This window comes from Nonomuraea marmarensis, assembly GCF_043197025.1.
GTDB classification, from domain to species: domain Bacteria; phylum Actinomycetota; class Actinomycetes; order Streptosporangiales; family Streptosporangiaceae; genus Nonomuraea; species Nonomuraea marmarensis.
Map to the genome: position 1 here is coordinate 157,643 of NZ_JBICRM010000001.1, position 12,933 is coordinate 170,575.

Below are 12,933 nucleotides of genomic sequence, written 5' to 3' on the forward strand. Positions count from 1 at the left end.
AGTGATCACATCAGGCGGGGCGGTAGGAGCCGCTGGCCGCCACCCAGCGGTCGAGGGTGGCGGCCGCGGCACCGGAGTCCACCGCCTGGACCGCGCGGGCGTAGCCGTCGGTCATCGCCGAGTCGAGGTTGTCACCCGGGCCGTCGAGCGACACCAGGGCCGCGGCGGCGTTGAGCAGCACGGCGTCGCGCACCGGGCCGGTCTTGCCGCGCACCAGGTCGTGCACGGCCTGCGAGTTGAACGCCACGTCCCCGCCCCGCAGCGCGCCCACGTCGGCGCGCGGGATACCGAGGACCTTCGGGTCGAAGCTCGTCTGCGTCGCCGTGCCGTCCTTGACCACCCAGACCGTCGAGGTGCCGGCGATGGTCAGCTCGTCGAGGCCGTCGTCACCGCGGAACACCAGGGCGGACACCCCGCGCTCGGCGAAGACGCCCGCGAGCACGGGCAGCATGCCGGCGTCGAAGACGCCGATGGCCTGGGCCGCCGGGCGGGCCGGGTTGGTGAGCGGGCCCAGGAAGTTGAACACCGTGGGTACGCCGATCTCCTTACGCGGCGGCCCGGCGAAGCGCAGCGCGGGGTGGTAGACCGGGGCGAAGCAGAACGCGATGCCCGCCTCGCGCGCCACCCGCGCCGTCTGCTCGGGCGTGAGGTCCAGCCGGATCCCCAGGTGCTCCAGGACGTCGGCGGCGCCGCACGAGGACGAGGCCGCGCGGTTGCCGTGCTTGACCACCCGGGCGCCCGCTGCGGCGGCCACGATGGCGGCCATCGTCGAGACGTTGACGGTGTGGGCACGGTCGCCGCCGGTGCCGACGATGTCGACCACGGGCCCCTCCACGCTCAGCGGCGTGGCCAGGTCCAGCATGGTGCGGGCCAGGCCCACCACCTCGGCCACCGTCTCGCCCTTGGCGCGCAGGGCGATCGCGAAGCCGGCGATCTGCGCGGACGTCGCGGCGCCGGACATGATCTCCCGCATCGCCCAGGCCGTCTCGTCGGAGGTGAGGTGCTCTCCGGACAGGAGAGCGGTCAGCAGGGTGGGCCACGTCGTGCGGGAGTCCATGGGCACCTACTTGGCGTTGAGTCGGGTGGAGGAACGGCGGCGCATCAGGTCGGCCACCGTGTCGGCCAGGACCATGGGCTCCAAGGGCTGCGGCACGACGGCGTCGGCCTTGGACCAGTCGGCCAGCCAGCGGTCGTCGCGCCTGGCGATGATCAGGCAGATGGGCGGGCAGTCGTAGACCTCGTCCTTGGCCTGGCGCGAGACGCCCATGCCGCCCGCGGGCTGGGTCTCGCCGTCGAGGACGGCCACGTCGATCTCGCCCGAGCCCAGCCACTGGTGGACCTTGGGCTCGGTGGCGCACTCCACGATCTCCACGAGGGGCACGTCGGCCGCGGGGCGCCTGCCGATGGCCTGGCTCACCTCGGCCCTGGTGGCGGCGTCGTCGCTGTAGACGAGGACCCTCATCGTGTCGTCGGTCACGGTCGTGCTCACTATCGGTCGTAGCGGTATGGTCACCCTGGATCGTACCGTTGCCGTGGCATGCAATCCCAGGCCGCCCGGCGGGTGGGCCGGTTCTGCGGGGGTTTTATGCTGATTCTCCCAGGTTGGTTGGTGGTTTGTACCTGCTAACGGGGGGGCGTGCGCCGGACCGACCACCGGAACCGCAATAATGCTGCCCGTGGCGACAGCATCCGCAATAACTTCGACGACGGCAGCATCGTCGTACCGCAGACCCAATCTGGTCAGCGTCGGTACGATCGTCTGGCTGTCCTCTGAGCTCATGTTCTTCGCGGCGCTGTTCGCGATGTACTTCACCATCCGGTCGGTGAGCGAGGGCAAAGGCCTCGAGTGGGCCCCCGCGCTCCTTCCTCTGGGCACGCATGCCGCAGAAGGCGCTCACCTGAACATCCCGTTCGCGACGGTCAACACGATCATCCTGGTGCTGTCGAGTGTGACGTGCCAGCTCGGCGTGTGGGCCGCGGAGAAGGGGCAGGTCGGCAAGCTCCGCTTCTGGTACATCATCAGCTTCCTCATGGGCGCCGTCTTCGTCGGCGGGCAGCTGTACGAGTACGGCGAGCTGGCGTCAGAGGGCGCGACCTTGTCCGCTAACGCCTACACCTCGGTGTTCTACCTGACGACGGGCTTCCATGGCCTGCACGTGACCGGTGGCCTGATCGCGTTCCTGTTCATGCTGGGACGCACGTACGCCGCGAAGCGCTTTACGCATGAGCAGGCCACCAGCGCGATCGTCGTGTCCTACTACTGGCACTTCGTAGACGTCGTCTGGATCGGTCTTTTCGCGACCATCTACATCATTCGTTAAGGAACGGGATCTCTGTGACTAGGATCACCGCTTGGCGGCGGCATCCCCTCGCGAGATATGCCGTCCTGATTTTGGCGTTGGCGCTGGTCGGGATGGTATACGCCGCCTTTGTCCAGGCGGGTAAGCCTGCCGACGCGGCACTCGCGGCAGGCAAGGTCGATGACGTGGCCGAGGGCAGGAGCCTGTTCGTACAGCACTGCTCGAGCTGCCACGGCATGAACGCGCAGGGCACCGCGACGGCGCCCACGCTCGTCGGCGTCGGCGCCGCGGCCGTCGACTTCCAGCTGAGCACCGGGCGCATGCCCGCCGCCAACCCCGGGCCCCAGGCCCCGCGCAAGCCGCCGGCGCACTGGGTCAACGAGACGACGACCAGGCAGATCGCGGCCTACGTGCAGTCGCTCGGCGGCGGCCCGCAGGTGCCCGGCCAGGAGCAGGTCGACCCCAAGCTCGGCGACGCCGGCAAGGGCGGCGAGCTGTTCCGCGCCAACTGCATCCAGTGCCACAACTGGGTCGGCGCCGGCGGCGCGTTGACACAGGGCAAATACGCGCCCAACCTGAACGAGGCGACCCCCCAGCAGATCTACGAGGCGATGGTCACGGGCCCGCAGGCGATGCCGGTCTTCAACGACACGACGATCACGCCCGAAGAGAAGCGCAGCATGATCGCCTACATCACCCAGGTCCGCGAGCAGAAGGACCCGGGAGGTTTCGGCCTCGGACGCATTGGCCCGGTCACCGAAGGTCTCGTAGCGTGGATAGTGGGCCTGAGCGCCCTCGCACTCGCCGCCATCTGGATCACCGCGAAGAAGCGACAGAAGTCATGACAGACAACGAGCACGAGATCGAGCAGCCGGACGAACGCGTACCCAAGCGCGTCATCGGCACCCCCCCGCCGGGCACCTCGATGCTCGGCACCGCGGAAGCGGCGGACGTCGAGCGGGAGGTCCCGGGCGTCACGCTGCAGGACGAGTCCAAGGCCCGCAGGGCCGAGCGGATCGTGGCCCTCTGCTTCACGATCACGTTCCTGGCCGCCATCGCGTTCATCATCTCCTACGTGGTCTTCCAGGTCGGCAGCCCCGAGGCGACCGGGGTGTCCAACCTCGCGCTGGGCACCTCGCTGACCGTGGCGATCCTGGGGCTGGCGGTCGGCATCGTGATCTGGGTCCGCCAGATCATGCCGAAATACTCCCTGGTCCAGGACCGCCACCCGATGGCCTCCGCCGAGGACGACCGCGAGGTCGTGGCCGACACGTTCGTCCAGGGCGCCAACGAGAGCGGGTTCGTCAAGCGCAAGCTGCTGCGCCGCACGCTGCTGCTGGCGGCCGCGCCGCTGGGCCTGGTGCCGCTGGTGCTGCTGCGCGACCTCGACAACAGCAAGATGGCCGGCGCCAAGTTCAACAAAGTGCTGCGCCACACGGTCTGGGGTGAGAAGACCAAGGAGGGCAAGCCGCTGCGGCTCGTCGTCGAGGGCACGGGCCAGCCGATCCGCGCCGCCGACTTCAACTCGCCGGGCGGCATCCTGTCGGTGGTCCCCGAGGGCTACCAGCACGACCTCACCGCCCTGGCCAAGGCCACGCTCATCCTGATCAAGTTCCGCCCGGAGGAGATCAAGAGCGGCGTCCGGCAGAACTGGACGCACGACGGCATCGTGGCCTACTCCAAGATCTGCACCCACGTGGGCTGCCCCGCGGCCCTCTACGAGCAGAACACCCACCACATCCTCTGCCCGTGCCACCAGTCGACGTTCGACGCCGCTGACGGCGCGAAGGTCATCTTCGGCCCGGCCGCGCGGCCGCTGCCGCAGCTGCCGATCACGGTCGACCAGGACGGATACCTCATCGCCCAGGGAGACTTCAACGTGCCGGTCGGTCCCAGCTACTGGGAACGCGGTGACGCCGAGGCCGAGGCCAGGGCGAAGGGAGGCCAGGCATGAGTGATGATCTGAACTCAGTTCCCAAGGGCATCGCCGGGCCGTCGAGCTTCCTCGACGACCGCCTCGGCGGGGCCAACTTCCTCAAGCGCAACCTGCGCAAGATCTTCCCGGACCACTGGTCGTTCCTGCTGGGTGAGATCGCGCTCTACTCGTTCATCATCCTGCTGCTGACCGGTACGTTCCTGACGTTCTGGTTCAGGCCCAGCATGATGGAGATCGCCTACGACGGCTCGTACGCGCCGCTCAAGGGCGTCATGATGTCCGAGGCCTACGCGTCGTCGCTGGAGCTCAGCTTCGACGTCCGCGGTGGACTGCTGATCCGGCAGATGCACCACTGGGCGGCCCTGATGTTCGTGGCCGGCATGATGGTCCACATGCTGCGGGTGTTCTTCACCGGCGCCTACCGCAAGCCGCGCGAGCTCAACTGGATCATCGGTGTGCTGCTGCTGACGCTGGCGCTGGCCGAGGGCCTGACCGGCTACTCGCTGCCCGACGACCTGCTGTCCGGCGCCGGTCTGCGGATCACCGAGGGCGTGGCGATCTCGCTGCCGCTGATCGGCACGTATCTGACGTTCTTCCTGTTCGGCGGGGAATATCCGGGTGAGGATGTCATCGCCCGGTTCTACTCGCTGCACATCCTGCTCATCCCGGGCATCCTGCTGGCGCTGATCTCGGCTCACATGGTGCTCATGTGGGTGCAGAAGCACACCCAGATGCCCGGCAAGGGCCGCGACAACAAGAACGTGGTGGGCGCGCCGTTCTACCCGGCCTTCATGGCCAAGGCGGGGGCGTACTTCCTGTTCACGCTGGCCGTGGTCGCGGGGCTGGCGACGTTCACCCAGGTCAACCCGATCTGGTTGTTCGGCCCCTACACGCCCGCCGACGTGTCCGCGGGTTCGCAGCCCGACTTCTACATGGGCTTCCTCGAAGGCGCGTTGCGCATCATGCCGGCGTGGGAGATCAACCTCTTCGGCGCGAGCCATGCGGGCACGCTGCCACTGAGCGTGATCATCCCGGCGTTGGTGCCGATGGGCATCGTCATGACGGGTCTGGCGCTCTATCCGTTCCTCGAACGCTGGGTGACGGGCGACAACCGCGAGCACCACGTGGCCGACCGGCCGCGCAACAACCCGCACCGGACCTCGATCGGCATGTCGGCAATCACGTTCTACGGCGTGTTGTGGCTGCTCGGCGCCAACGACGAGATCTCGGCGAACTTCCACATCAGCCTCACCTGGACGACGATCGGCGGGCGGGTGCTGATCATCGTGGCTCCGGCGCTGGCCTACCTGATCACCTACCGCATGTGCCTCGGCCTGCAACGCTCCGACCAGGCGGTCATCTCGCACGGCGTGGAGTCGGGCGTGATCAAGCGGCTGCCGCACGGTGAGTTCATCGAGGTCCACACGCCGGCGGCGGAGGACATCGAGGCTCACATGCGCGGCAAGCAGCCGGTGCTGATGTTGCCGGTGGCCGAGGACGCCGCGGGCATCCCGCCCAAGGGCATGCGCGGGCCGCTCGGCAAGCTGCGCGCGCGCATGTCGAAGGCGTACGGCGGGGAGAAGATCCCGTTGGACGACGGGCATGGGCACGGGCACGACGAGGAGGAGCACGCCGCCATCGGCTCGGGTGGCGACGAGGACCGCAGCCTCACGCACTGACCCTGCCGCCACGGCACACGGGCCCGGACGGAGCACTCCGTCCGGGTCCGTCGGCGTCCGACGCCCTTGCGGGCCGACCGGGAGTGCTCAGACGCGCGGGTGTCGCTCGGGACCGGGCTCGGGCGCCAGACCCTGGCACCGGCCGGTCGGCACGTGCCGGACGCGCTCTGCGCGGCACGGGTGAACCGGTGGCGCCGTCAGAACGGCTGGGCCGAACGTCAGCGGGAAGGGGGTCAGTCGGCCTCAGGGAAGCCGATGGAGAAGGCCGCGTCCAGGTCGTGCTTGGAGTAGGTGCGGAAGGCGATGTGCGTCTCCGTGTGCAGCACTCCGGCCACCTTGTTGATCCGCCCGGGAATGACCTCGGCGATCTCCTCGTAGGCGGCCACCCGGACCATGGCCAGCAGGTCGTATTCGCCGGTGATGGAGTAGACCTCGCTGACCCCGTCGATCTCGGCGATCGTCTGGGCGACCTCCGGGATCCGGTCTACCTCTGCGTTGATGTGGACGATAGCCGTGACCATGCGGCAACTCTATCGGGTCACCTCAAAGGCCGCCCCTCCCGCCCGCGCCGCTGGTCGAGGTGCCGGTAGGCGAGGTCGATGCGGGCCTTGTGGCGGCCCGCGCCCCGGGCCGGCAGGCTCCACTCGCCGTCCACCTCCACCAGCCGCACCCCCGGGGACTCCAGCCAGCGGAGGATGCACTCGGTCTCCTCGGCGCTGGCGGCGTGGACGGGGCCAGGCCCGGGGATGACGACCTCGGCGGTGGCGGTCAGGGAGGCCACGAAAGGGGTCGGGTGGGTGCCCCGCCGCATGACCCCGGCCGCCGCGAGCCGCCCGTATCGGACCACGTGGAGGTCCCAGCCGCCGTCGAACGCCGGGCTGGCGGCCACGAGCTGCGGGATGCGCGTGATGGCCGTCAGCCGCTGCATGCGCGCCGCCGTACGGACGAACGAGGCCAGCCGGTCACGGTCGATGGAGGCCTCCTCGTAGCGCTGCTCCACCGACAGCCGCTCCATACGGGCCGACACGGCCGTGAAGACGAGCGAGGCGTCGAGCGTCATGGCGCGGCGGGCGCTCTCCGCGTGGATCGCGTATTCCTCCTGGCTCTCCCTGCCCTCGCACGGCGCGCCGCAGCGGCCCATCTCGTGCAGCACGCAGGCCGCCCGCCGGGTGCGCAGCGTGATCGGCTGGGTGCACTGGCGCAGCGGGACCGCCTCGTGCAGGGCGATGCGGGCCTCGTCGGCCAGCCGGGTGTTGCTGAACGGACCCAGGTAGGTGGCGCCGTCGTCTTTGAGATCGCGGACGATCGACAGGCGGGGGAACGGCTCGCCGGTGAGCTTGAGCCACACGACCTTCTCGGGAAAGCGGGAGCGGCGGTTGTAGCGGGGCTTGGCGCCGCCGATCAGGCGCAGCTCCCTGACCTCCGCCTCCAGGCCGGTCGAGCAGACGATGTGACGCACCCGCTCGGCGATGCCGATCATCTCGCGGATGCGCGGGCGGGTCTCGGCGGCGGTGAAGTAGGAGCGCACCCGGTTGCGCAGGTTGGTGCTCTTGCCGATGTAGAGGACCTCGCCGCGCTCGTCCTCGAAGAGGTAGACGCCGGGGGCGTGCGGGACGGACTCGGCCAGGTGGCGCTTGCGCTGCTGCTCCGGCGTGGGGGCGCGGACGAACGACTTGAGCTCCTCGAGCGTGTGCACCTGGAACGACCCGGCCCGCTCGATCAGCCCGTGCAGCACGTCCACGGTGGCCCTGGCGTCCTGCAGGGCGCGGTGGCACGGCTCGGTGGGGCTGCGGAAGAACCTGGCCAGCGTGGACAGCTTGGCGTTTGGCGTCTCGTCGCGGGTCAGCACCCGGCGGGCCAGGTCGACGGTGTCGACGACCGGGTTGGCCGGCGGGGGATAGCCCTGGGCGGCGCAGGCGGCCTTGATGAAGCGGGTGTCGAAGCCCGCGTTGTGGGCCACCAGCGTGGCGCCGCGGATGAACTCCAGGAAGCTCGGCAACACCGCCTCGATCCGCGGCGCGGCCATCACCATGGCGTCGGTGATGCCGGTCAGCACGGAGATGAACGGCGGGATCGGCCCTCCAGGATCGACCAGCGTGGAGAACTCGCCGAGCACCTCGCCCGCCCGCACCTTGACCGCGCCGATCTCGGTGATGGCGTCGTCGGCCGGGGCGCCGCCGGTCGTCTCGAGGTCGAACACGACGAAGGTGACGTCGCTCAGCGGAGTGCCGAGCTCGTCGAGAGTGCCTTGAACCGGGTCCACGAACCAAGACCATAGAGAGGCCGACCGACAGGATCGAATAACCAACCCTCTTGATCCTTAGTTACCCTTCCCTTTATGTCCGCCGGAAGACTTGCCGGCCGCTACTCCCTGCTGCGCCCGCTGGGCGCCGGTGGCATGGGGAAGGTGTGGCTGGCCAGGGACGAGATGCTTGACCGCGACGTCGCGGTCAAGGAGCTCACGCTGCCCGAGGGCATGTCGCCCAAGGAGCGGGCCGACTCGGTGAAGCGGGCCGTGCGCGAGGCGCAGGCCACCGCGCGGCTGCGCCATCCCGGCATCGTGGCCCTGCACGACGTGGTCGTCGAGCACGAGCGGCCGTGGCTCGTCATGGAATTGCTGCGGGGCCGCACGCTCGGCGAGACCGTACGCGAGTTCGGACCCATGCCGGCTGATTATGCCGCGCGGATCGGCGCCGACGTGCTGGAGGCGCTGACCGTCGCGCACGCGCAGGGACTGCAGCACCGCGACGTGAAGCCGGGCAACGTGTTCCTGACCGAGAGCGGCAGGGTGGTGCTCACCGACTTCGGCATCGCCAGGCAGGAGGGCCAGGCCACGCTCACCGAGCAGGGGCTGATGATCGGCTCGCCCGGGTTCATCGCGCCCGAGCGGCTCGACGGCCAGCCCGGCGGCCCCGCCAGCGACCTGTGGTCGCTCGGCGCCACGCTCTACGTCGCGCTGACGGGCGCGCCGGCCTACGAGGGGTCGGCCGCCCAGCGGCTGCGCGCCACGCTGACCCAGCCGGTGCCGGTCGCGCCGGGGCCGCTGGGCCCGCTGTTGGCCGCCATGATGGCGCAGCAGCCCGGCGCCCGTCCCGGCCCGCGCGTGCTCGCCGACGCGTTGCGGCAGGTCGCCGCGGGCGGGCAGGCGCCGCGGCTGCCGGTCAACCAGGACGTGACCGCACCGGGCAAGGTCAGGCGGGGCGGCCGGGCCGCGCTCTGGATCGTGGCCGCGGCGGTGCTCGTCGTCGGAGCGGGTACGACCGGCTTCGTCATCCTGACAAGCCAGGACGACGGCGTGCCCGCGGCCTTCAACGTGCCCATGGACGTGTGCACGCTCATCGGCCCGCAGGAGGTGGGCAGGTTATTGCGGACCCAGAGCCCGCCCAAGGGGCAGCCGGGCGCCGACGAGGTGGGCCCCAAGTGCGGCTGGCCGATCCCGGGCAGCGGCGTGGGCCTGCAGGTGCAGAAGGACTCCGACACCGTCGACCCGTGGTCGATGACCGCCGTCTCGGCTCGCGCCCTCTTCCAGAACCAGCAGCGCTACTGGGCGAAATACGACGAGGTCGACTGGACCTGGCCCGAGATCGGCGTCAAGGACGCCACGAAGGCCAAGCGCACCCCGGTGCACCAGGTCGGCGGCGTGGGGCAGGAGGCGTTCGGCTTCGAGCTCAAGGGCACCACGGGCCGGGTCCTCTCCGCCTACGTCTACTACCGGCTGGCCAACCTGGTGGTGAGCGTCGAATACGCCACCCTCGCCGACAAGCCGACCGACGAGGACGTCAAGCAGTCGGCCCTGAGAGCGGCGCAGGCGAGCGAGCGGGCGTTGCGCGATGCCGGGTGACCTCTACCTCCTGGCGGGCCGCTACCGGCTGATCGAGCGGCTCGGGCAGGGCGGCGCGGGCACCGTGTGGCGGGCCATCGACGAGATGCTCGACCGGCAGATCGCGGTCAAGCAGGTACGCGTGCCGGAAGGGCTGAGCCCGCACGAGCGTGCGGAGTTCGCCGACCGGGCCATCCACGAGGCCAGGTCCGCGGGCCGCCTGCGCGACCCGGCCATCGTGCTCGTGCACGACGTCGTCCTCGAGGGCGGCCAGCCGTGGATCATCATGGACCTGGTCTCCGGACGCTCGCTGGACAAGGTGATCAAGGAGCAGGGGCCGCTCCCGCCCGGGTTCGTTGCCGCGGTCGGGTTGCGCGTGTTGTCGGCGCTGGAGGTCGCGCACGCGCACGGCATGCTGCACCAGGACGTCAAGCCGGCCAACATCCTGCTCGACGCCGACGGTTCGGCCATGCTCACCGACTTCGGCATCGCGGCCCCCATGGACGGCCGCGGCGACAGGTACGGCAGCGCGGGCTCGCCCGGCTACATGGCCCCTGAGCGGCTCAACGAGCAGCCCTCGGGCCCCGCCTCCGACGTGTGGTCGCTCGGCGCCAGCCTTTACACCGCCGTCGAGGGCCGCGCGCCGTTCGAGCGGGAGCTGCCCGCCGCGGTGGCGGCCGCGGTGCTGCTGCACGAGCCGCCGTTCCCGGCCCGGGCGGGCCGCGACCTCGGCCGCCTGCTGGTGGCCATGCTCGCGAAGAACCCCGCCGCCCGCCCCACGGTCCCCCAGGTCCGCCAGGCGCTGACCGCTTACGTCGCGGCTCCCGGCGCGCCCGGACGCCGCCGCTGGCTGCTGCCCGCCGCGCTGGCCGCCGTCGTAGCGCTGGGCGCGGGCGGCTGGTACGCCGTCGCCGCGCTCGGCGGCCGGCAGGACACCGGCAGGTTCGCCAAGGCGCCGGACCCGTGCACGCTCCTCAGCGACGCCCAGGCCGCCCGGCTCATGAAGGGCACCCCCGAACGCAGCCTGACCAGGCCGGGCGAATGCCAGTGGCTCGTCCGCCAGCCCGGCCGCCGCCTCATCGTCCGCGCCTGGGCGGAGCGGCCCGACGGCGACCTCGGCGGCCCCCAGGTCGCGCTGCGGCGCTTCACCAGCGAGAAGGCCAACCGCGCCGCGTCGAAGGGGACGGTCCTGCGCGAGGCCCGCGGCTCGGTCGCGGACGTCACGGGGGTCGGGGAGTCGGCGATCATCCAGAACAGCTTCAAGCGCTTCATCAACACCAACAAGAGCGGCGCATCCGACAGCACGGTGCTCTTCCGGACGAGTAATCTGCTCGGGGAAGTGATCTGGCATCGTGACGACGTGCCCGCCACGAAGCCGGCGGACAAGGAGACGGCCATCGCCGCCGCCCGCCTGGTCTCCGCGGCTCTATCGAAGTGAGCCCGGTTGAGGAGCCTCAGTGAATCCCGGTAGCGAGTACGAGCCGCCCACCAACCCGTACCAGGTGCCAGGCAGGCAGTTCGAGCCACCGCGCATGCCTCCGCCCATGCCGCCCGCCATGCCCCCCACCATGCCGTCGATGCCGCCGCCCCGGCCGCCGCGGCGGCCCGCCTGGCTGCTGCCCGCGCTGGCCGCCGCCCTCGTCGTGCTGGTCGCGGCGGGCGGCGTCGGAGCCTACTTCGTGTACGACAGACTCTCCGGCGCCACCACGACGTCCCCCGCGCCGACGGGCAAGTCGTCGTCCAGGCCCGCCGCCAAGGGCCCCGACGCGTGCGCCATGTTGCCCCAGGAGGAGGCCGACAGGCTCGTGCCCGACGCGACCGTGGCCAAGTCCTCCAGGGACGCCGACTACGCGGTCACCTTCACCTGCAACTGGATGAACCAGCGCATCTCGTTCGGCGAGTTCTGGCGCAGCAGGGAGATCGACGTCAAGATCTTGCAGCACAAGGGCGAGGGCGCCAAGACCGGCAGGGCGATGGCCCAGAACTCGTACGAGATCGACTACCGCGGCGGCGAATACGGCGAGACCGCCAAGCCGTCGCTGGACCCGGACGAGAAGGAATACGTCTCCCCGGTCAAGGACATCCAGGGCGTGGGCGACAGCGCGTTCGCCCAATACACCTGGCGCCGCGACGGGAAGTTGTTGTGGTACTCCTTCGGCAAGGCGTTCGCCCGGGTCGACGACATGACGATCGAGGTCAAGTTCCAGGCGGGCCAGCAGCGCAAGGACGCGCAGATCCTGTCGAACGAAACCGCGCAGTCCATCAACGAGGACAACGCGATCCGCGAGGTGAGCGGCCTGGTGGGGCACTTCGCCAAGGGGGTGGCCGCCTGGCAGGCGCAGCACCCCGACGTGCTGGCCCAGCCGGAGTCGTCGCGGGCCACCGCGTCGCCGAGCGCCCGCCCGACGCCCTCGCCGACGGTGCTGGGCGCGTTCCCGGCCGGCTGCCAGGCCGTGAGCGAGGTGGCCACCGGGCTCGTGCCGGAGCCCACCACCCGCGCGCGCGGCACCGAGGTCAGCGGCGACAGCCAGACCGAGTGCCGCTGGCTGAACCTGGACCTGCCGGGCGGCGAGGGGACGAAGAAGATCCGCAGCGCGCTGATCACCGTGCACCGGTTCTCCAACCGGGCGGGCGACCTCGACGAGCCCGCGGCCAAGGCCTACTACGTCAGCGAGTACGGTGGCGACAAGAACACCGCCGAATCGTCGATCGGCGGCATCACCTGGGGCGAGCTGACCGACGTCGAGGGGCTGGGCGACCAGGCGTACCAGCAGTTCGTGCAGACCAGGCACGGCGAGGTCTCCGCCTCCAGCGGCACGGTGCTGATGCGCAGGGGCGCGGTGGTCGTCAGGGTCGACTTCTCGGGCCACCAGCGGCCGGAGGACGAGCCGACCAACTCGCCCAAGGTCAAGCTCATGGCCGAGCAGGAAGCGATGGCCGGCGCGCTCACCCTGGCCAGGGCGTACATGGCGGAGCTGGCCAAGCAGCCGGTGGGCAGTTAGCTCCTGACTGATGATCCGCGTCGACGGTTAATGAGCCTGCAACCCGGTTGCAAGCGCGACAAATACCGTTATGTCTTGCAAGAGCCTGAGCCGCGCGATCACGTTTGTCCAGTACAGGGGCATGGGCAAGCCGAGGGGGATCACGCGGCTCATGGCTCTTCCCGGCTCAGGAAGGGTTCGAGCAGGCCGGGGACGG

The 12,933-nt window shown here is 70.3% G+C and carries 11 protein-coding genes; 7 read left to right on the forward strand and 4 right to left on the reverse strand.

Translation table 11 applies throughout. From position 1 onward, the window contains the following. Positions 1-10: 10 nt before the first annotated feature. On the reverse strand, positions 11-1,057 hold the full coding sequence (trpD, locus tag ACFLIM_RS00835; RefSeq protein WP_393160763.1) for an anthranilate phosphoribosyltransferase: 1,047 nt from the start codon (positions 1,055-1,057) through the stop codon (positions 11-13). A 6-nt stretch (positions 1,058-1,063) separates the two neighbouring features. Continuing rightward, the gene (locus ACFLIM_RS00840) at positions 1,064-1,462 is read right to left on the reverse strand and encodes a hypothetical protein (RefSeq protein WP_393161581.1); all 399 of its coding nucleotides are present in this window, start codon (positions 1,460-1,462) and stop codon (positions 1,064-1,066) included. 205 nt (positions 1,463-1,667) lie between these two features. On the opposite strand from ACFLIM_RS00840, the gene ctaE reads away from it, so the two are divergent. From ctaE to qcrB, 4 genes are read left to right on the forward strand one after another with little or no spacing between them, the layout of a single operon-like run. Continuing rightward, complete coding sequence (gene ctaE / locus ACFLIM_RS00845) at positions 1,668-2,321, forward strand: aa3-type cytochrome oxidase subunit III (RefSeq protein ID WP_393160765.1); 654 nt, start codon at positions 1,668-1,670, stop codon at positions 2,319-2,321. Between the two features lie 14 nt (positions 2,322-2,335). After that, entirely contained in the window at positions 2,336-3,145 is an 810-nt protein-coding gene (gene qcrC, locus ACFLIM_RS00850) for a cytochrome bc1 complex diheme cytochrome c subunit (protein ID WP_393160767.1), read from the forward strand. Next, complete coding sequence (gene qcrA, locus ACFLIM_RS00855) at positions 3,142-4,254, forward strand: cytochrome bc1 complex Rieske iron-sulfur subunit (protein WP_393160768.1); 1,113 nt, start codon at positions 3,142-3,144, stop codon at positions 4,252-4,254. Before qcrC ends, qcrA begins: the two co-directional genes overlap by 4 nt. Next, entirely contained in the window at positions 4,251-5,915 is a 1,665-nt protein-coding gene (qcrB, locus tag ACFLIM_RS00860) for a cytochrome bc1 complex cytochrome b subunit (protein WP_393160769.1), read from the forward strand. Before qcrA ends, qcrB begins: the two co-directional genes overlap by 4 nt. 233 nt (positions 5,916-6,148) lie before the next feature. On the opposite strand, the gene ACFLIM_RS00865 is transcribed toward qcrB, so the two are convergent. Continuing rightward, positions 6,149-6,436 carry an Lrp/AsnC family transcriptional regulator gene (locus ACFLIM_RS00865; protein WP_393160771.1) on the reverse strand — a complete coding sequence of 96 codons (288 nt, stop codon included), beginning with the start codon at positions 6,434-6,436 and terminating at the stop codon, positions 6,149-6,151. A 17-nt stretch (positions 6,437-6,453) separates the two neighbouring features. Next, complete coding sequence (locus ACFLIM_RS00870) at positions 6,454-8,178, reverse strand: DEDD exonuclease domain-containing protein (protein WP_393160773.1); 1,725 nt, start codon at positions 8,176-8,178, stop codon at positions 6,454-6,456. Positions 8,179-8,253: 75 nt separating this feature from the next. Between ACFLIM_RS00870 and ACFLIM_RS00875 the strand changes: the two genes are divergently transcribed. From ACFLIM_RS00875 to ACFLIM_RS00885, 3 genes are read left to right on the forward strand one after another with little or no spacing between them, the layout of a single operon-like run. Beyond that, positions 8,254-9,756 (forward strand): serine/threonine-protein kinase, encoded by a 1,503-nt coding sequence (locus tag ACFLIM_RS00875; protein ID WP_393160775.1) that lies wholly within the window; start codon positions 8,254-8,256, stop codon positions 9,754-9,756. After that, the gene (locus ACFLIM_RS00880) at positions 9,746-11,173 is read left to right on the forward strand and encodes a serine/threonine-protein kinase (RefSeq protein WP_393160777.1); all 1,428 of its coding nucleotides are present in this window, start codon (positions 9,746-9,748) and stop codon (positions 11,171-11,173) included. Before ACFLIM_RS00875 ends, ACFLIM_RS00880 begins: the two co-directional genes overlap by 11 nt. 19 nt (positions 11,174-11,192) lie before the next feature. Continuing rightward, on the forward strand, positions 11,193-12,737 hold the full coding sequence (locus ACFLIM_RS00885) for a hypothetical protein (RefSeq protein ID WP_393160779.1): 1,545 nt from the start codon (positions 11,193-11,195) through the stop codon (positions 12,735-12,737). Positions 12,738-12,933 lie beyond the last annotated feature (196 nt).

Bases quoted from the DNA above. Each gene is read 5' to 3' on its own strand.
- trpD (WP_393160763.1), bottom strand. From the start codon at position 1,057: ATGGACTCCCGCACGACGTGGCCCACCCTGCTGACCGCTCTCCTGTCC.
- ACFLIM_RS00840 (WP_393161581.1), bottom strand. From the start codon at position 1,462: ATGAGGGTCCTCGTCTACAGCGACGACGCCGCCACCAGGGCCGAGGTG.
- ctaE (WP_393160765.1), top strand. From the start codon at position 1,668: ATGCTGCCCGTGGCGACAGCATCCGCAATAACTTCGACGACGGCAGCA.
- qcrA (WP_393160768.1), top strand. From the start codon at position 3,142: ATGACAGACAACGAGCACGAGATCGAGCAGCCGGACGAACGCGTACCC.
- qcrB (WP_393160769.1), top strand. From the start codon at position 4,251: ATGAGTGATGATCTGAACTCAGTTCCCAAGGGCATCGCCGGGCCGTCG.
- ACFLIM_RS00865 (WP_393160771.1), bottom strand. From the start codon at position 6,436: ATGGTCACGGCTATCGTCCACATCAACGCAGAGGTAGACCGGATCCCG.
- ACFLIM_RS00875 (WP_393160775.1), top strand. From the start codon at position 8,254: ATGTCCGCCGGAAGACTTGCCGGCCGCTACTCCCTGCTGCGCCCGCTG.
- ACFLIM_RS00880 (WP_393160777.1), top strand. From the start codon at position 9,746: ATGCCGGGTGACCTCTACCTCCTGGCGGGCCGCTACCGGCTGATCGAG.